Genomic DNA, 17,305 nt, shown 5'->3' with positions numbered 1-17,305 from the left:
GCACGGCGCCCGAAAACCGTGACTGGCCGGTCGTCGGTCACACCGTGGAGAGGAAGGCGCTGCCGGCCTCCTGCCATTGGGCGATGTCTACCCGGATACGCTTCTTGTCGAGCTTGCCGACGCTGGTCTTGGGAACTTCAGTAACAACGGCGATCTGCGAGGGAATCGCCCACTTGTTGATGTTGCCCTGCTCGACGAAAGGCTTGAGGTGCTCGCGCAGCCCCTTGGCGTCCAGCGCCAGGCCATCGCGCAGCACCAGCAGGGCGAACGGCCGTTCGCCCCACTGCGGATCGGGCACGCCGACCACCGCCACCTCGCGCACCGCCGGGTGGCGGCTGATGAGGTCTTCCAGCTCCAGCGACGACAGCCACTCGCCGCCAGTCTTGATCACGTCCTTGATACGGTCGCGGATGTCGATGAAACCCATGCCGTCCAGGGTCGCCACGTCGCCGGTGTGCATCCAGCCGCCCGCCCAGAGCTCCTCGCCCTTTTCCGGCTCACGGAAGTAGCCCTGGGTCAGCCAGGGCGCGCGCAGCACCAGTTCGCCCTGGGACTCACCGTCCGCCGGGTGGAACTGGCCGTGTTCGTCCATGATCGCCGCCTCCACCAGCGGCACCGGCACGCCAGCCTTGATGCGGTAGGTAGTGCGCTCGTCCTCGCTGCCGGCGCGCAGCTCCTGGTTGAGGTAGCCACAGGAAATCAGCGGGCAGGTCTCGGACATGCCATAGGCGGCGGTGAGCTGGATGCCGCGCGCCTTGGCGGCGTCATACAGCGCATGGTTCAGCGCACTGCCGCCGATGATGATCTTCAGCCCGCCGAAGTCGTGGTCCTTGGCGCCGGCGGCGTTGAGCATCATCTGCAGAATGGTCGGCACGCAGTGGGAGAAGGTCACCTTCTCCTCGCGGATCAGCTTGCACAGCAGCTCCGGCTCGTAACGGCCGGGATACACCTGCTTGACCCCGAGCATGGTCGCCACGTACGGCACACCCCAGGCGTGGACGTGGAACATCGGGGTGATCGGCATGTAGACGTCGTCGGTGCCCATCAGGCGGATGCTGTCCAGGCTGCCGATGGTCGCGGCCATGGCCAGGGTGTGCAGCACCAATTGGCGGTGGGTGAAGTACACACCCTTGGGGTTACCGGTGGTGCCGGTGGTGTAGAAGGTGGTCGCCACCGAATTCTCGTCGAAGTCGGGAAAGGCGTAGCGCGGGCTGGCGGCGGCCAGCAGAGTCTCGTACTCGCCGACGCAGTTGGGCAGTGTGCAACTCTTGTCCGCCCCGTCGGTGATCAGCAGGGTCTTTTCCACCGTGGTCAATTGCCCGGCGATGCCCTGGTAAAGCGCGGCGAACTCGCTGTTGACCAGCACGAAGCGGTCGTCCGCGTGGTTCATGGTGTAGAGGATCTGGTCCGGCGAGAGGCGGATATTGATGGTGTGCAGCACCGCGCCGATCATCGGGATGGCGAACATGCACTCCAGGTAGCGGTGGCTGTCCCAGTCCATCACCGCCACGGTGTCACCGGCCTTCACGCCGGCCTCGGTGAGCACGTTGGCCAGCCGCGCGACGCGCTCGTTGAAGGTGGCATAGCTGTAACGCACGCTGTCGCGGTAGACGATCTCCCTGCCCTTTTCGTAACGGCTGCCTGACAGCAGCAGGCTCTTGATCAACAACGGGTACTGGTAGGCGTTCTGCGCGGCAGGGATGACACGGGTCTTCAGCATGGGGTACGCACTCTCAAGGCTGGATTTCGAGTTGAGTCTCATCAGGATGGGACCGACTCTAGAGGCCTCCGAGTGTCCATTCATCAGTCAAAAGAGTGATTTGCCGATGACTCTTTGGCCTTATCCAGTCACGCGGTAGAATCCTGACGCCCGGTCGTTCACGACCGATACCCGATAGCGCATCACAACAAGAGCGAAGAGGTTAGTTTCATGTCCGAGATCGTCATCGTCAGCGGCGCCCGTACTCCCATGGGCGGCTTCCAGGGCAGCCTGTCCGGCGTTCCCGCCGTGGAGCTGGGCGCCGTCGCCATCCGCGAAGCCATTGCCCGTGCCGGTATCCAGCCCGAGGACGTGCAGGAAGTGATCATGGGCAACGTGCTGCCCGCCGGCCTGAAACAGGGCCCGGCCCGCCAGGCGGCGCTGAACGCCGGCCTGCCCGCCGCCACCGGCTGCACCACCATCAACAAGCTCTGCGGCTCGGGCATGAAGGCCGTGATGCTGGCCCATGACCTGCTCAAGGCCGGCAGCAACAGCGTGATGGTCGCCGGCGGCATGGAAAGCATGTCCAACGCTCCCTACGTGATCGAGAAAGCCCGCACCGGCCTGCGCATGGGCCACGGCGAGATCAAGGACCACATGTTCCTCGACGGCCTGGAAGACGCCCGCACCGGCCGCCTGATGGGCTCCTTCGCCCAGGAAACCGCCGACCAGTACGGCGTCACCCGCGAGGAGATGGACGCCTACGCCATCGAGTCGCTCAAGCGCGCCCAGGCCGCCATCAAGGACGGTTCGCTGGCCTCGGAAATCGTCCCGGTCACCGTCACCACCCGCAAGGGCGAGACCGTGGTGAAGGACGACGAGCAGCCGCTCACCGCCAACCTGGACAAGATCCCCGGCCTGCGCCCGGCCTTCCGCAAGGACGGCACCATCACCGCGGCCAACGCCAGCTCCATCTCCGACGGCGCCTCCGCGCTGGTCCTGATGACCGCTGAAGAAGCCGCCCGCCGTGGCCTGAAGCCGCTGGCGAAGATCGTCGCCCACGCCACCCAGAGCCAGGATCCGGCCGAGTTCACCCTGGCCCCGATCGGCGCCATGACCAACCTGTTCAAGAAAGCGGGCTGGAGCAAGGACGACGTCGATCTGTTCGAGATCAACGAAGCCTTCGCCATGGTCACCATGCTCGCCATGCGCGAACACGGCCTGGACCACGCCAAGGTCAACGTCTACGGCGGCGCCTGCGCCCAGGGCCACCCGGTCGGCTCCACCGGCTCGCGGATCATCGTCACCCTGATCAACGCCCTGCAACGCAAGGGCGGCAAGCGCGGCGTAGCCTCGCTGTGCATCGGCGGCGGCGAAGCCACTGCGGTAGCGATCGAACTGGTCTGATCCTCGACCCGTTCAGGAAAAGGGGCGCCTCGGGGCGCCCCTTTTTGCTTTGGGCCGAATGCGCCGGTTCGTCACCTGAAAGCCCGGAAAATTCCCTACGTCACTTCCGAACCTGGGGGGCAAGGCCCGTACGCCAGGCTCTCTAGCATGGGCTCTCTCTTCTTTTGAGAGCGTCTTCCCATGCCCCACGACTTCAACGATGACGAGCCTGCTCGTCGTCGCTTCCTGAAAAGCACCCTCACCCTCATCCCCGCCGTGACCCTGCTGGGCGGCGCCAGCCTGATCGTCGACAGCGCCGCCGCCGAGGCTACTCCCGGCGCGGCGAGCAATCCCCAGCCTGCCGGCGGCGGCAGCTACGTACCGCTGTACTTCACCGAGGTGGAATGGCTGTTCCTGCTGGCGGCCTGCGACCGTTTGATTCCCAGCGACGACAACGGCCCCGGTGCGGTTGCCGAAGGCGTGCCGGAGTTCATCGACCGGCAGATGGAAACCCTCTACGGCCACGGCGGCCTCTGGTACCTGAAGGGCCCCGCGCTGCCGGCAGCGCCGGAACTGGGCTTCCAGAGCCTGCTGGCGCCCCGCGACATCTATCGCAAGGGCATCGCTGCTCTCAACGCTCACTGCCAGCAGCAGTTCTCCGGCAAGCACTTCCACGAACTCGAAGCGGCCCAGCAGGAAACCCTGTTCGGCCAGCTGGAGAAAGGCGAACTGGCGCTGGGCGACGACTGCCCCGGCCCGATGTTCTTCCAGCAACTGCTGCAGAACACCCGCGAAGGCTGGCTCAGCGACCCCATCCATGGCGGCAACAAGACCATGGCGTCGTGGAGGCTGATCGGCTTCCCCGGCGCCCGCGCCGACTTCACCGACTGGGCCTCGCGCCCCAACGTCCCCTACCCCCAAGGCCCGGTGAACATCGCCGGGCGCAGGAGCTGAGCCCATGAGCGCACTGAAGATGGCACCCGTCGACGCCGTGGTCATCGGGATGGGCTGGACCGGCTCGATCATGTCCCGCGAACTCACCGAAGCCGGCCTCAAGGTGGTCGCGCTGGAGCGCGGGGAAATGCGCAACACGGCCCCCGACTTCGCCTACCCGCGCATGGCCGACGAACTGACCTACGGTATCCGCTACAAGCTGTTCCAGAACCTCGCGAAAGAGTCCCTCACCATCCGCCACACTCCCGGCGACCAGGCCGTGCCCTATCGCCGGCTGGGCGCCTTCCTGCCCGGCAACGGCGTGGGCGGCGCCGGCGTGCACTGGAACGGCCAGCACTGGCGCATGCAGCCCTATGACCTGCAGTTGCGCAGCAACACCCTGGAGCGCCACGGCGCCAATGCCATTCCCGAAGGCATGACGATCCAGGACTGGGGGATCACCTACGACGAACTCGAGCCCTGGTTCGATCACTTCGAGAAGGTCTGCGGCACCGCCGGCCAGGCCGGTAACCTGCGCGGCCAGAAGATCGCCGGCGGCAACCCGTTCGAGGCGCCACGGCAGAATCCCTACCCCACTGCGCCGATGAAGACGCTGTATGCCGGCGAACTGCTGACCCAGGCCGGCAAGGAGCTGGGCCTGAGCGCCTTCTCCTGCCCCGCGTCCAACTGCACCGAGCCCTACACCAACCCCTACGGCGTGCAGATGGGCCCCTGCAACTACTGCGGCTACTGCGAGCGCTTCGGCTGCTTCAACTACTCCAAGGCCTCGCCGCAATCGACCATTCTCCCGGTGCTGCTCTCCCAGCCGAATTTCGAGCTGCGCACCCAGTCCAAGGTCATCCGCATCAACACCGACTCCATTGGGCGCAAGGCCACCGGCGTCACCTACATCGACGCCCAGGGTCGTGAGGTCGAGCAACCGGCGGACCTGGTGATCCTCAGCGCCTTCCAGTTACACAACGTGCGCCTGCTGCTGCTCTCGAAGATCGGCAAGCCCTACGACCCCATCAGCGGCACCGGTGTGGTCGGCAAGAACTACGCCTACCAGACCAACTCCGCGGTGAACCTGTTCTTCGATCAGGACAAGCACTTCAACCCCTTCGTCGGCGCCGGCTCCGGCTTCACCTGCCTGGACGACTTCAACAACGAGGCCTTCTTCAGCCAGCCCAACGGCTTCGTCGGCGGCGCTTACCTGTCCTCCTCCACCAGCGGCGGGCGGCCGATCCAGCAGATGGTCCTGCCGGACACCGCACCGGCCTGGGGCAGCGGCTGGAAGCAGGCGATCAAGGACAACTACAACCACAACATGGGCCTGCATGCCGAAGGCTCGAGCATGGCCTACCGCGACTGCTACCTCGACCTGGACCCCCGCTACACCGACGAACACGGCCTGCCGATGCTGCGCATGACCTTCGACTGGAAGCAGAACGACATTCTGCAGGCGCAGTTCATGGTCCAGCGCATGGAGGAAATCGCCCGCGTGCTCAACCCCAGGCATAGCATCGCCAGCGGCCCCAAGCCGGGGTCGCGGTTCGACTGGCGCGTCTACCAGAGCACCCATACCACCGGTGGCGCGATCATGGGCGAGCACGCCGGGCAGAGCGTGGTGAACAAGTACCTGCAGAGCTGGGACGTGCCGAACCTGTTCGTCCTGGGCGCCAGCGCCTTCCCGCAGAACATGGCCTACAACCCCACCGGCATCGTCGGCGCGCTGGCTTACTGGGCGGCCAACGCCATCCGCCAGCACTACCTGAAGAACCCCGGCCCGCTGGTATCCGCCTGAGGAGAGACGCCATGAAATCCGTACTGCTTTCGCTGGCCCTCCTGCTGGCCATGGAATCGGCCCAGGCCGACGCTGCCGAAGACCTCGACGCCGCCATCGCGCGCGGCCGCTATCTTTCCCAACTGGGCGACTGCGCGGCCTGCCATACCGTCAACCCGAAGCGTCCCTTCGCCGGCGGCCTGGCGCTGCAATCGCCACTGGGCGCGATGTACTCCACCAACATCACCCCCGATAGTCGCAACGGCATCGGCAGCTACTCGCTGGAACAGTTCGGCGATGCCCTGCGCAAGGGCATCGCCGCTGACGGGCGGCACCTCTACCCGGCGATGCCCTATCCCTCCTTCTCACGGCTGACTGACCAGGACGTCAGCGACCTCTACGCCTACTTCAAGCACGGCGTACTGGCCGACCCCACCGAGAACCGCGCCGCGGCGATTTCCTGGCCACTGAACATGCGCTGGCCGCTGGGTATCTGGAACGCCCTGTTCACCGAGGCCAAACCCTACCAGCCAGTGGCCGCCCAGACCGCCGAGTGGAATCGTGGCGCCTACCTGGTACAGGGCCTGGGTCATTGCGGCACCTGCCATACGCCGCGTGGCATCGCCTTCCAGGAAAAGGCCCTGGACCAGACCGGAGCGGACTACCTCAGCGGCGCCAAGCTGGCCGGCTGGTACGCCGCCGACCTCGCCGGCGTCACCGACAGCAGCCTGCAGGGCTGGTCCGAAGCCGATCTGGTGGAGTTCCTCAAGGCCGGGCGCAATCCCCATACCGCTGCCTTCGGGCCGATGGGCGAAGCGGTGGCGCACAGCACCCAGCACTTCGACGATGCAGACCTCAAGGCCGTGGCGGTCTACCTGAAGTCGCTCTCCGTCGGGCGCGAGGTCGCCAGCGTGGGCAACGACACCACCACTGCGAACCTGGTCGAAGGCAAACCGACGAGCGTCGGCGAGGAGCTTTACCTGGACAACTGCGCCGCCTGCCACCGCAGCGATGGTCGTGGCTACCGGAGCACCTTCCCGCGCCTGGCGGGCAACTCGGCGGTGGTAGGCGCCAGCCCCGACTCGCTGATCCGCATTATCCTCGACGGCTCCAGCATGCCGATCACCCAGCGCGCGCCCACGGGACTGAGCATGCCGGCGTTCGGTTGGCGGCTGAGCGATGGCCAGGTGGCGGAACTGACCAGCTTCCTGCGCTCCGCCTGGGGTTACCGGGCTGCGCCGGTAAGCGCCGATGCGGTGGCGCGCATCCGGGCCTTGAAGTAAGCCATCCTGGGCGCCGCAAGGCGCCCTCTTTCCGCCGGATCAGCGCAGTTCGGTAAAGGCCAGCTTGATCCCCAGCCCCACCAGCACCACGCCCATCATCCGATCGAACCAGTGGCCCATGCGGGCGAAACCGGCCCGCACGCGTTGCTGGCTGAACAGCAACGCCACCAGGCAGAACCAGGCAGCAGTGGCACAAGCCAGGTACACGCCGTAGCCGGCCTGCACCAGCAAAGGCGTATGCGGGTTGATCACCACGGTGAACAGCGAGAGGAAGAACAGCGTGGCCTTGGGGTTCAGGCCATTGGTGATGAAACCGGCGACATAGGCGCCGCGCGCGCTGCGAGCGACCGGTGCGGCAACGGACTCGGCCGCCGCCGGGTCGGCCGGGCGCGCCCGCAACGCCTTGATGCCGATGTACAGCAGATAGGCCGCCGCCAGCCATTTCAGCGCATTGAACAGCACGATGGACTGCGACACGATCAGGCCGATGCCCAGCAGCGAGTAGGTCACGTGCAGGAAGATCGCACTGCCCACGCCCAAAGCCGTCCAGGTACCAGCACGACGACCGTGGGCCACGCTCTCGCGCACCACCACGGCGAAATCCGGGCCGGGGCTGGCCACCGCCAGCAGGTGAATGAACGCCACCGTGAGAAATTCCGCCCAGTACATCGCGCCTCCGAACCTTGGTCGAGAAAGCCCTAGGTTCTATACGAATCGCCAGGGGCTCGACAAGCGACGGGCGCCACAGGGTGGAGGATCGGCAACAACGCCAGCGGGCAAGCCTGCCAGGGCGAAGGGAACTCGGCGAACGGGGTGATGCCGTCGAGCAGTTCCATGCCGCTGCGGATCAGGCGCTTGCCGGCCTCCCAATCCTCGTTGGCCAAGGCATGACCGAGGCTCACCGAGATCAGGTACTGCTCCCAGCAATCGAACGCCGCGCGGGCTTGCCGGGCCATGTGACGCAGGGCATTCCACAGATGGTCCTCGTCGAGCAGCCCGGCGCTGTATGCCAGCCGCGCACCAAAGGCCGCACGCTCCAGGTCATAGGCCAGCAGCGTACGACACTCGTCGATCGACTCCGGATCGTGCCCGGCCTTGAGCAACGCCCGGCGGGCCTGGTCGAAGCGCACACGGCGCACCACCGGCCCAGCGGCCTGCTCGGGATCGCCGGCAGCACCGCCAAACCGCTCCAGCATCGCGTCCAACTTCCCTCGGCTACCGTCATTGAGCAGCCAGTCCAGGCGCTGGACGACCTGATCACGGTCGGTTGCGCGCCAGTGTTCGGCCAGCCAGAGCCGATTCAGCTCGTGCTCATGGGGGGCGAGCGCCAGCGTATCCGCACGTGCGCCACCACTGGTGGCGATCAGCGCCCCGAAGGCGAGCAAGGTTTGCCGGGAGGGAAGGCCCGTCATCTCGATGACGTGCTCCCACTGCAGGACTACCTCGGCCACGCGGATGCCGGCCAGCGGATACTTCTGCCACAGGCCCGCCGAGGCTTCGGCGCCCTTCCCACTGCCGACAAGCTCCTTGAAGGCGCGGATGGCCAGCGCAGTCTGCTGCCCATCGCGCAGCAGGGTGGCCTGCCCGAGCACGAAGGAAGCTGCGTAGGCCTGCCAGTCGGCGAAGGTGCGGATCGCCGCCTCGGCAACCCAGGCCAGGGCCAGCCAGGCCTCGGCTTCAGTGAGATATCCACAGGCATGGCAGCGTCTGGCCAGCCAGGCGATGCATTCATACTCGTGGGCCGCCATGGACAGCTCGCCAGGCAACACCAGGCCAGCCTTGAGCCAGGCCTGTTTGGCCCGTTGCCAGCGCAGCCGTTGCTCGCCATCGAAGGCGCTGGATTCGTTGCGCTGCAGGCGCTTGAAATCGCCGTCGAGCTGTTGCCCGTGGGCTTCGAGCAGCATGCCCTGCAGGGTGCTGCGGGCCGTGCGGGCGTCGCGGATACCCCAGCACTCGGCCAACTCGTCCACCAGCGGCGTAGCGCCTTCTGAAGGCTCACGGAGCAGCGAGCTCGACACCGGCCCATTACCGGCCGCCATCAGCAAGCCGAAGCACAGCAAGGGCTCCGGGCCAGCCGAGACGACCGACCTGCGTCGCCGTGCCCGCGGGCCGTGAATGCGCACGTCGCCACGCAACCCCACGCGCATGCCAAGCGCCCGGATGGCCGTGAGGCCGGAGAGAATCCAACCGATCATCGCAAGTCACCTCAAGGTTTTCGATGAGGGCACTCTACGAAGCCGGCTCGGCACGGCAGATGAGGGAAACCCGAAACGTCTGTCAGACTTTTCACGCAAACATCTACCATCAGTGCAGGCATCCCAGGCCGAGTGCTCGCGGGAAGCCAGGGTTGTCCACGGCGACGGTTCTGCCGAGAATCCCCTTCATTCCGCCCTTCCGCCCAAGGTGTCATCGCCCATGAATCCTGCTCGCGCCGTCTTCCTCGACCATGCCTCCCTCGACCTCGGTGACCTCGACCTCACGCCGCTGCGCGCGCCGTTTGGCGAACTGGTCCTGCACGGGCGCAGCGATACGCAGCAGGTCGCCGAGCGACTGCAGGGCGCACAGGTGGCAATCAGCAACAAGGTGCGCATCGGCGCCGAGGTGTTCGAACAGTGCCCGGATCTCAAGCTGATCCTGGTGGCCGCCACCGGCACCAACAATGTCGACCTCGACGCCGCGCGCCAGCACGGCGTGACCGTAAGCAACTGCCAGGGCTACGGCACCCCGTCGGTGGCCCAGCACACGCTGATGCTGCTGCTTGCCCTGGCCACCCGACTGCCGGATTACCAGGCGGCAATCCGCGCCGGGCGCTGGCAGCAGGCGCCGCAGTTCTGCCTGCTGGACTTCCCCATCGTCGAGCTGGAGGGCAAGACCCTCGGCCTGCTCGGCCACGGCGAACTGGGCGGCGCGGTGGCGAAGCTCGCCGAAGCCTTCGGCATGCGTGTGCTGCTCGGCGCCCTGCCCGGCCGCCCCGCCCGCGCCGACCGCCTGGCGCTGGATGAACTGCTGCCGCAAGTGGATGCCCTGACCCTGCACTGCCCACTGACCGACGCCACGCGCCACCTGATCGGCCAGCGCCAACTGGACCTGATGAAACCCGGCGCCTTCCTGATCAACACCGCTCGCGGTGGGCTGGTCGACGAGCAGGCGCTGGCCGACACCCTGCGCCGCGGTCACTTGGGTGGCGCAGCCTTCGACGTGCTCAGCGTCGAGCCGCCCAAGGACGGCAACCCGCTGTTGGCCGGCGACATCCCGCGCTTCATCCTTACCCCGCACAGCGCCTGGGGCAGCCGCGAGGCCCGGCAGCGCATCGTCGGCCAGTTGAGCGAGAACGCCGCCGGTTTCTTCGCCGGCGAGCCGCGCCGGGTGGTGGCGCCATGAGCCTGCATCTGGTTTGCGGCGACGGTGCCGCCGATGCCCTGCGCCGGGCGGTGGAAGCGGGCGTACTGACCGAGAAGAAAATCCGCGTGATGCCCGACGACCTGGCCGTCGGCCCGTTGGACGATGTGGACAACCCGCCCTGCCGGCAACGTGCCGCGTTCTGGCATGAGTTGGGCGGTGAGGCCCTGCGCGACCGGGAAATCGCCATCGAGATGGCCACCGAGGTGAACTGGCTGCACGGTCCGGATGTCAGCACCGTCACCCTCTGGCATGGCGACAGCGCCAGCGAGCAACTGCTGCTGCGGCGCGTCTGCGCCCTGCTGCCGGCCAACGTCGCCTTGCGCAGCGTCGGCGCCGGCAGTGGCCAATGCCGCTGCGAGGACCGCCACGCCATCGCCATGCTCAAACCCGTCGAACTGGCCAATGCCCTGGCCGCCAGCCACGAGCTGGACGCCGCCGAGCGCCAGCGTCTGGGCGAAGACTGGCAGCGCGCGCTGGCCGACAACGCCGAACTGCGCCTGTGGCTGGACGGTCAACTGAGCGGAACCGGCTACACGCACATCGACCACATCCTGCTGGACAGCGTCAGCACGTCCTGGCGCCCAGTGCAGTCGGTGATCGGCCCGACCATGGCCTATGTCGACGGCCTGTTCGTCAGCGACCTGCTGGCCGCCTGGCGCCTGCGCGAACAAGTCGCGGCCGGGGTGCTGGAACTGCGTGGCGACGACTTCTGGAAGAACGCCGAGGTGCGGCTCGCCTAGGCTCGGCCACGGCAGCCCTGCTAAACTCGCGCCCTTTTTTGTCAGGAGGCCGCATGTCCAACGCCCCCACCAGTGAAGTGCTGCTGCGCCAGATCGAGCGCTTCCAGGGCCGCGTCCTGCTCGCCGGCCTGCCCGCCGACGCCCTGCTCGGCGACCTCCCGCAGGCCCAGGGCTGGAGCTGGCACGCAGGCATTGCCCGCCAGCTCGAAGCCCGCTATCCCGGCCGCTGCCAGTTCGGCGTCACACCACCCGAGGGCAGCTTCGACGCCGCCGTGCTGTTCCTGCCCAAGTCCCGCGAACTGACCGATTACCTGCTCGCCGCGCTGGCCAGCTGCGTACCGGGCGGCGAGCTGTACCTGGTCGGCGAGAAACGCGCTGGCGTCGAACGCGCCAGCAAGCAGCTCGGTGAGTTCGGTCGCGCCAGCAAGCTGGACAGCGCCCGCCACTGCCAGCTGTGGCACACGCACATCGACGGCGCGCCGGCTGTGCCCGACCTGCATGCCCTCGCGCAACACTATGAACTGCCGCTGGCCGACGGCCCGCTGCAGGTCATCACCCTGCCCGGCGTATTCAGCCATGGCCGCCTGGACCGTGGCAGCGCGCTGCTGCTGGAACACCTGGACAAGCTGCCAACCGGCCACGTGCTGGACTTCGGCTGCGGCGCCGGCGTACTCGGTGCCACCCTCAAGCGCCGTTATCCACTGAGCCGCCTGACCCTGCTGGACGTCGATGCCTTCGCCGTCGAGAGCAGCCGTCTGACCCTGGCCGCCAATGGCCTCGAAGGCGAAGTGATCGCCGGCGACGGCATCGATGCCGCGCCGGAAGACCTCGCCGCCATCGTCAGTAACCCGCCCTTCCACCAGGGCGTGCACACCAGCTACGCCGCCACCGAACACCTGCTGCGCGAGTCGGCCCGCCATCTGGCGTCCGGCGGCGAGCTGCGCCTGGTGGCCAACAGCTTCCTGAAGTACCCGCCGCTGATCGAACAGCACCTGGGCCCCTGTCGCACTCTGGCCGAGGCCGACGGCTTCCGAATCTACAGCGCCCGGCGCTGATCCAAGGCTCGCACTACACTCCACGCAGCCCGCTGGATCGGCGCATCGCCGCTCGCCCTGAAATATCGAGGACACCCGTGAACCGAAGAATTAGAGATGACGTCGAACTGACTTTCGCCATGGGGCCGAAGGAGAAGCCGCAGCATCTGAAGCGCTCCCTCAAGCCGCGTCACCTGAACATGATCGCCATCGGCGGCTCCATCGGCACCGGCCTGTTCGTCGCCTCCGGCAGCACCATCGCCACCGCAGGCCCCGGCGGCGCGCTGCTGGCCTATGCGCTGATCGGGTTGATGGTGTTCTTCCTCATGACCAGCCTCGGCGAGCTGGCGGCGTACATCCCCGATTCCGGCTCGTTCTGCACTTATGGCAGCCGTTTCATCGACGATGGCTTCGGTTTCGCCATGGGATGGAACTACTGGTACAACTGGGCGGTGACCATCGCCGCCGAGCTGGTGGCGGCGCAGCTGGTGATGAAGTTCTGGTTCCCGGAAGTCTCCGGCATGTACTGGAGCGCCGGCTTCCTCGGCATCATGTTCATGCTCAACTTCTTCTCGGTGAAGGGTTTTGGCGAGAGCGAATTCTGGTTCGCGCTGATCAAGGTGGTGGCCGTGGTGATCTTCATCGGCATCGGCCTGGCCAGCATCATCGGCATCATGCACGGCATCGACAGCCCCGGTTTCAGCAATTTCACCACCGGTGACGCGCCCTTCGTCGGCGGCCTGCAGGCGATGATCGGGGTGGCGATGATCGCCGGCTTCTCGTTCCAGGGCACCGAGTTGATCGGCGTCGCCGCGGGCGAGTCGGAGAACCCGCAGAAGTCCATTCCCATCGCCATCCGCCAGGTGTTCTGGCGAATCCTGATGTTCTACATCCTGTCGATCTTCGTCATCGGCATGCTGATCCCCTACACCGATCCGAACCTGCTCAAGACCGACAGCAGCGACATCAGCACCTCGCCCTTTACCCTGCTGTTCGAGCGCGCGGGCCTGGCCGCCGCGGCTGGCGTGATGAACGCGGTGATCCTCTCGGCGATCCTCTCGGCCGGCAATTCGGGCATGTACGCGTCCACCCGGATGCTCTACACCATGGCCACCCAGGGCAAGGCGCCGCGTCTGTTCACCCAGGTGTCCGAGAGCGGCGTGCCACGCTACGCCCTCTACGCCACCACGCTGATCGGCGCGCTGTGCTTCCTCACCAGCTTCATCGGCGACAAGACCGTCTACACCTGGCTGCTCAACGCCTCGGGCATGTGCGGCTTCATCGTCTGGCTGGGCATCGCCGTGTCGCACTACCGCTTCCGAAAGGGCTTCGTCCTGCAGGGCGGCAACCTCAGCGACCTGCCCTACCGTGCCAAGTGGTTCCCCTTCGGCCCGCTGTTCGCCTTCGTCCTCTGCCTGGTCATCACCCTGGGGCAGAACTACCAGGCCTTCGTCGGCGAGCAGGTGGACTGGGCCGGGCTGGTCGCCACCTACATCACCATCCCGCTGTTCCTGGTGATCTGGCTGGGCTACCGCTTCAAGAACGGCACCCGCTTCATCCGCTACGAGGACATGGACATTCGCCCCACGCGCGATTGATCCGACGCGCAGGCTTGCCCAACCTCCGGGACTTGGGCAGAATGCGCCCCGTCCTAGGGGAGTAGTCTCCCGCGAGCGCCCTGCTCGCCCGGTACGCGTCAACACACTTGGTCCGCAGACCATGGCGCGTACGATCCAGGCCTGCAGCGTTCAGGCCGGGGTTTGACAAGACCTATGACACGAGCAACCTGACCCGGGGCGGGCAGGTGGCGCGTGTCATGGTGATTAGTCGACCCGCCCCTTAGGAAATCCGATGGAATCCCTCTTCGTCCCCACCCTGATCGTTGCCCTCGCGGAAATCGGCGACAAGACGCAACTGCTCGCCCTCGTCCTGGCCGCGCGCTTCCGCAAGCCCTGGCCGATCATCGCCGGGATCATCGCCGCCACCCTGGCCAACCACTTCGCCGCTGGCGCCGTCGGCAGCTGGGTCGCCAGCTTCTTCTCCGAAGCCACCCTGAGCTGGGTGCTGGCCGTGTGCTTCCTGGCCGTCGCCGGCTGGACCCTGATTCCGGACAAGCTGGATGACGACGAAGAAGGCTCGCTGAAGAAATTCGGCCCGTTCCTCACCACCCTGATCGCTTTCTTCCTTGCCGAAATGGGTGACAAGACCCAGGTCGCGACCGTCATGCTGGCCGCGCAGTACCCGCATTTCTGGCTGGTGGTCATCGGCACCACCCTGGGCATGCTGATCGCCAACGTACCGGTGGTACTGGCCGGCAACTTCGCCGCCGAACGCCTGCCGCTGAACCTGATCCGCCGCCTGGCCGCCGCCGCCTTTGCCGTCCTCGGCCTGGCTGCGATCTGGCACGCACTGAAACTCTCCGGAGTGCTCTGACCGGCCACTTTTCGTCGGGAGGCTGGCGCGCCGGCCAATGCCTGTGTGTCGCCCGCGATACACAGTGGCGTTTCCGCCTCCCACGACAAAGGATGTCGCCATGCCGGAAAAAGACCTGAAGAAAGTCGCCCGCCACCACATTGACCTGGCCTGGAACAAGGGACACCTGGCGCTGGTCGAGCAACTGCACAGCCCGGACTTCATCTACAAGAGCGCCTTCACCGCCCAGCCGCTGGACAACGCCGGCTACCGGGCGCTGGTGGAGGAGATCCGCAGTGGCATGGAAGACCTGGAAGTGGCGGTGGAGGAATGCATCCGCGAGGGCAACAAGGTCTTCACCTGGAGCACGCTGATGGGCAGCATCGCCCGCCCGGTGCTGGGTTATCCGGTCAGCGACCGCATCGTCAGTATCTCGGCCATGGGCTTCTGGGTGTTCAACAGCCAGCACCAGGTGCAGGAGTTGTGCACGCTGTTCGACATGGAAAGCTTCCGCGCACAGATGGGCCTGCCCAACCGGCCCCTTGCCGAGAAGGCGTTGCCCTGACTCCGCACCTATGAACGAGAAAGCCCGGCATCCGCCGGGCTTTTTTATCCGCTACCACCTTACGCACAACGACATACAGCTCTTGTAGGAGCGAGCTTGCTCGCGAACCCGCACAGCTCCGCGCGGCCCCTGTTCGCGAGCTTGCTCGCTCCTACAAGGGCACACCGAGATCAGAGGTAGTCGTTGGCGTGGAACCAGGAAATGGCCCGCTCCAGCGTATCCTGCAACGGCACATGCGATTCGAAGCCCAGCTCCTCACGCGCCTTGCGGCCGTCGAGGAACTGCCCGCCAGCCATGACCTCGATGGCGGTGTCGTCCAGCAGCGGCATCTTGCCGGTCAGGCGGTAGCGCCAGCGGCCCAGGGTCGCCAGCGCGCGGGCACGGTGCAGCGGCATGGGCGTCGGCGACGGCTTGCCCAGCAAACGGGCGATAGTGGAGGTCAGCTCCGCCATCTCGATGTTGTGCCCGGTGAGCAGGTATCGCTCGCCTACCCGCCCGCGCTCCAGGGCCTTGAGCAAACCTCGCCCGGCCTCGGAAGCATCGATGACGTTCCGCCGGCCCGGCACGTAATGCAGCATCTCGTCCCGGCCGATGGCGGTGATCAGGCGCCCGGTGGTCGGGCCGATGTCCAACTCGCCCAGCACCATGCCGGGAATCCCGATGACCACCGGCAACCCGCCACGGGCCTGCTCGCGGGCCTGTTCGTCCAGCGCCCATTTGCACATCACGTAGGCGCTCTTGCCGGTGGGCAACCCCTCGTAGAACAACCCTTCGTGCCCCGGCAGCCCCTGCGGGTGCAGGGGCATGGCAAAGGCCGAGCCGACGTAGAGGATGCGCGGCACTTTCGCCTGCAGGCAGGCGGCATAGAAATGGTTGGTCAGGTCCAGCGCGCTGGCGACTTCCTCCTGCCAGCGACGCGGACGCACCGGGTAATAACCGGCACTGAAGATCACCGCGTCCAGCCCGCTCAGCGCGCGGGCCATACCCTGGTGATCGAAGAGTTCGGCTACCCGGCACTCAGGCTCGAGGTAGGCCAGGCGCTGGATCTGCGACGAGGGTCGGTGGATCAGCACCAACTGGTGGCCGGCCGCCTTGATCGCGCGGGCGGCATGGTGGCCCAGGAGCCCGGTGGCTCCGAGTACAGCGATTTTCACGGGTGCTCCCTGTTCACTGGATCGGGCTGCGCAACCTTACGCCGCCCTTGGCCGTTCGAGAGAATCACGAACCACTGTTCAACGGTTTTTTGCCTGCTCGTAGAGCGGCATGACCTTCGGGATGGCAGCCTGCAGGTTGGCCATCCGCGTACTGTCCGCCGGGTGAGTGCTGAGGATTTCCGGCGGAGCTTCACCGTTCGACGCCTGTCCCATCTTCTGCCACAGGGTCATCGCGGCGTTGGGGTTATAACCGGCTCGCGCCGCCAATTCCAGGCCTATCAGGTCAGCCTCGTTCTCGTTCTGCCGGCTGTTGGGCAGGGTCAGGCTGTATTCGACCACCTGGTGGGCGAGGTCCACGCTATTCTGCCCCAGCCCCAGCAATGCGCCACCGATGCCCAAGCCCATCTGCTCGGCATAGGCGCGGGACATGGCCTCGCGGCCGTGCTCGCGCAGGGCGTGGGCGATCTCGTGGCCCATCACCGCGGCCAGTTCGTCGTCGCTCAGCTTCAGCTTATCGATCAGCCCGGTGTAGACGATGATCTTGCCGCCGGGGCCGCAGTTGGCGTTGAGCTCGTCGCTCTGGATCACGTTGACTTCCCACTGCCACGACGGCGCGTCCGGGCGGAAGGCGCCGGTCTGCGGAATCAGCCGGGCGGCGATGGCCTTCACACGCTTGGCATCGTTGCTGCTGGCATCCAGCTTGCCGGCCTTGGAGGCTTCTCCCAGGGTCTGCTGGTAGGACTGCGCGTACATCTGATCGACCTGCGCGCTGGACAGCATGCTGAACATGGTCTGCTTGCGCTCGACGCCGACGACGCCGCCGCTGGTGGTGTTCACCTGCTGGCAGGCGGTCAGCATCAGCACGGCGGCCAGGCCGGCGATACGGAAAACTCTGGGCATGTTGCTCTCCCGAA

15 protein-coding genes and 1 riboswitch are annotated in these 17,305 nt (G+C 66.4%); of the genes, 10 read left to right on the top strand and 5 right to left on the bottom strand.

Going from position 1 to position 17,305, the window contains the following annotated elements; all coding sequences use genetic code 11:
• Positions 1–37 precede the first annotated feature (37 nt).
• A complete protein-coding gene (locus CTR55_RS21220; protein WP_296289081.1) occupies positions 38–1,720 on the bottom strand; it encodes a fatty acid--CoA ligase in 1,683 nt (560 codons plus the stop codon).
• Between the two features lie 210 nt (positions 1,721–1,930).
• Here CTR55_RS21220 and CTR55_RS21215 point away from each other — a divergent pair, with 210 nt between their 5' ends.
• The 4 genes from CTR55_RS21215 (at position 1,931) to CTR55_RS21200 (ending at position 7,084) form a co-directional block, all read left to right on the top strand.
• Positions 1,931–3,106 (top strand): acetyl-CoA C-acyltransferase, encoded by a 1,176-nt coding sequence (locus CTR55_RS21215; RefSeq protein WP_296289079.1) that lies wholly within the window; start codon positions 1,931–1,933, stop codon positions 3,104–3,106.
• A gap of 180 nt (positions 3,107–3,286) precedes the next feature.
• Positions 3,287–4,039, top strand: a complete 753-nt coding sequence (locus CTR55_RS21210) for a gluconate 2-dehydrogenase subunit 3 family protein (RefSeq protein WP_296289078.1) — start codon at positions 3,287–3,289, stop codon at positions 4,037–4,039.
• A gap of 4 nt (positions 4,040–4,043) precedes the next feature.
• Entirely contained in the window at positions 4,044–5,822 is a 1,779-nt protein-coding gene (locus tag CTR55_RS21205) for a GMC family oxidoreductase (protein ID WP_296289076.1), read from the top strand.
• Positions 5,823–5,833: 11 nt separating this feature from the next.
• Positions 5,834–7,084: a cytochrome c gene (locus CTR55_RS21200; RefSeq protein ID WP_296289074.1), complete on the top strand. Its 1,251-nt coding sequence runs from the start codon at positions 5,834–5,836 to the stop codon at positions 7,082–7,084.
• A gap of 39 nt (positions 7,085–7,123) precedes the next feature.
• Here the strand turns inward: CTR55_RS21200 and CTR55_RS21195 are convergent, their stop codons facing one another.
• A complete protein-coding gene (locus tag CTR55_RS21195; protein ID WP_296289073.1) occupies positions 7,124–7,753 on the bottom strand; it encodes a LysE family transporter in 630 nt (209 codons plus the stop codon).
• Between the two features lie 29 nt (positions 7,754–7,782).
• Positions 7,783–9,279 (bottom strand): DUF1266 domain-containing protein, encoded by a 1,497-nt coding sequence (locus CTR55_RS21190; RefSeq protein WP_296289071.1) that lies wholly within the window; start codon positions 9,277–9,279, stop codon positions 7,783–7,785.
• Between the two features lie 220 nt (positions 9,280–9,499).
• Here CTR55_RS21190 and CTR55_RS21185 point away from each other — a divergent pair, with 220 nt between their 5' ends.
• The 6 genes from CTR55_RS21185 to CTR55_RS21160 all read left to right on the top strand — a co-directional run bounded on the left by CTR55_RS21185 (position 9,500) and on the right by CTR55_RS21160 (position 15,237).
• Positions 9,500–10,465, top strand: coding sequence for a 2-hydroxyacid dehydrogenase (locus CTR55_RS21185; RefSeq protein ID WP_296289070.1), 966 nt, complete (start codon positions 9,500–9,502; stop codon positions 10,463–10,465).
• Complete coding sequence (locus tag CTR55_RS21180; protein WP_296289069.1) at positions 10,462–11,226, top strand: DUF1835 domain-containing protein; 765 nt, start codon at positions 10,462–10,464, stop codon at positions 11,224–11,226. Before CTR55_RS21185 ends, CTR55_RS21180 begins: the two co-directional genes overlap by 4 nt.
• A 53-nt stretch (positions 11,227–11,279) precedes the next feature.
• On the top strand, positions 11,280–12,281 hold the full coding sequence (locus CTR55_RS21175; RefSeq protein WP_296289068.1) for a class I SAM-dependent methyltransferase: 1,002 nt from the start codon (positions 11,280–11,282) through the stop codon (positions 12,279–12,281).
• A gap of 119 nt (positions 12,282–12,400) precedes the next feature.
• On the top strand, positions 12,401–13,858 hold the full coding sequence (locus CTR55_RS21170) for an amino acid permease (protein ID WP_296289375.1): 1,458 nt from the start codon (positions 12,401–12,403) through the stop codon (positions 13,856–13,858).
• Between the two features lie 44 nt (positions 13,859–13,902).
• A riboswitch (yybP-ykoY riboswitch) is annotated at positions 13,903–14,108 on the top strand.
• Positions 14,109–14,111: 3 nt separating this feature from the next.
• Positions 14,112–14,693, top strand: coding sequence for a TMEM165/GDT1 family protein (locus CTR55_RS21165; RefSeq protein ID WP_296289066.1), 582 nt, complete (start codon positions 14,112–14,114; stop codon positions 14,691–14,693).
• Between the two features lie 100 nt (positions 14,694–14,793).
• Entirely contained in the window at positions 14,794–15,237 is a 444-nt protein-coding gene (locus CTR55_RS21160) for a ketosteroid isomerase-related protein (RefSeq protein WP_296289064.1), read from the top strand.
• 170 nt (positions 15,238–15,407) lie between these two features.
• On the opposite strand, the gene CTR55_RS21155 is transcribed toward CTR55_RS21160, so the two are convergent.
• Both CTR55_RS21155 and CTR55_RS21150 read right to left on the bottom strand, forming a co-directional pair.
• Positions 15,408–16,391, bottom strand: coding sequence for an NAD-dependent epimerase/dehydratase family protein (locus tag CTR55_RS21155; protein ID WP_296289062.1), 984 nt, complete (start codon positions 16,389–16,391; stop codon positions 15,408–15,410).
• A 78-nt stretch (positions 16,392–16,469) separates the two neighbouring features.
• A complete protein-coding gene (locus CTR55_RS21150; RefSeq protein WP_296289061.1) occupies positions 16,470–17,291 on the bottom strand; it encodes a M48 family metallopeptidase in 822 nt (273 codons plus the stop codon).
• Positions 17,292–17,305: the final 14 nt, after the last annotated feature.

The organism is Pseudomonas sp. (assembly GCF_002796985.1).
GTDB lineage: Bacteria > Pseudomonadota > Gammaproteobacteria > Pseudomonadales > Pseudomonadaceae > Pseudomonas.
This window is presented reverse-complemented; position numbering and strand designations above follow the sequence as displayed.

Coding starts and splice junctions, on each gene's coding strand:
- CTR55_RS21190 (WP_296289071.1), bottom strand. CDS start 9,279: ATGATCGGTTGGATTCTCTCCGGCCTCACGGCCATCCGGGCGCTTGGC.
- CTR55_RS21180 (WP_296289069.1), top strand. CDS start 10,462: ATGAGCCTGCATCTGGTTTGCGGCGACGGTGCCGCCGATGCCCTGCGC.
- CTR55_RS21205 (WP_296289076.1), top strand. CDS start 4,044: ATGAGCGCACTGAAGATGGCACCCGTCGACGCCGTGGTCATCGGGATG.
- CTR55_RS21160 (WP_296289064.1), top strand. CDS start 14,794: ATGCCGGAAAAAGACCTGAAGAAAGTCGCCCGCCACCACATTGACCTG.
- CTR55_RS21200 (WP_296289074.1), top strand. CDS start 5,834: ATGAAATCCGTACTGCTTTCGCTGGCCCTCCTGCTGGCCATGGAATCG.
- CTR55_RS21150 (WP_296289061.1), bottom strand. CDS start 17,291: ATGCCCAGAGTTTTCCGTATCGCCGGCCTGGCCGCCGTGCTGATGCTG.
- CTR55_RS21215 (WP_296289079.1), top strand. CDS start 1,931: ATGTCCGAGATCGTCATCGTCAGCGGCGCCCGTACTCCCATGGGCGGC.
- CTR55_RS21175 (WP_296289068.1), top strand. CDS start 11,280: ATGTCCAACGCCCCCACCAGTGAAGTGCTGCTGCGCCAGATCGAGCGC.
- CTR55_RS21170 (WP_296289375.1), top strand. CDS start 12,401: ATGGGGCCGAAGGAGAAGCCGCAGCATCTGAAGCGCTCCCTCAAGCCG.
- CTR55_RS21220 (WP_296289081.1), bottom strand. CDS start 1,720: ATGCTGAAGACCCGTGTCATCCCTGCCGCGCAGAACGCCTACCAGTAC.
- CTR55_RS21185 (WP_296289070.1), top strand. CDS start 9,500: ATGAATCCTGCTCGCGCCGTCTTCCTCGACCATGCCTCCCTCGACCTC.
- CTR55_RS21195 (WP_296289073.1), bottom strand. CDS start 7,753: ATGTACTGGGCGGAATTTCTCACGGTGGCGTTCATTCACCTGCTGGCG.
- CTR55_RS21210 (WP_296289078.1), top strand. CDS start 3,287: ATGCCCCACGACTTCAACGATGACGAGCCTGCTCGTCGTCGCTTCCTG.
- CTR55_RS21165 (WP_296289066.1), top strand. CDS start 14,112: ATGGAATCCCTCTTCGTCCCCACCCTGATCGTTGCCCTCGCGGAAATC.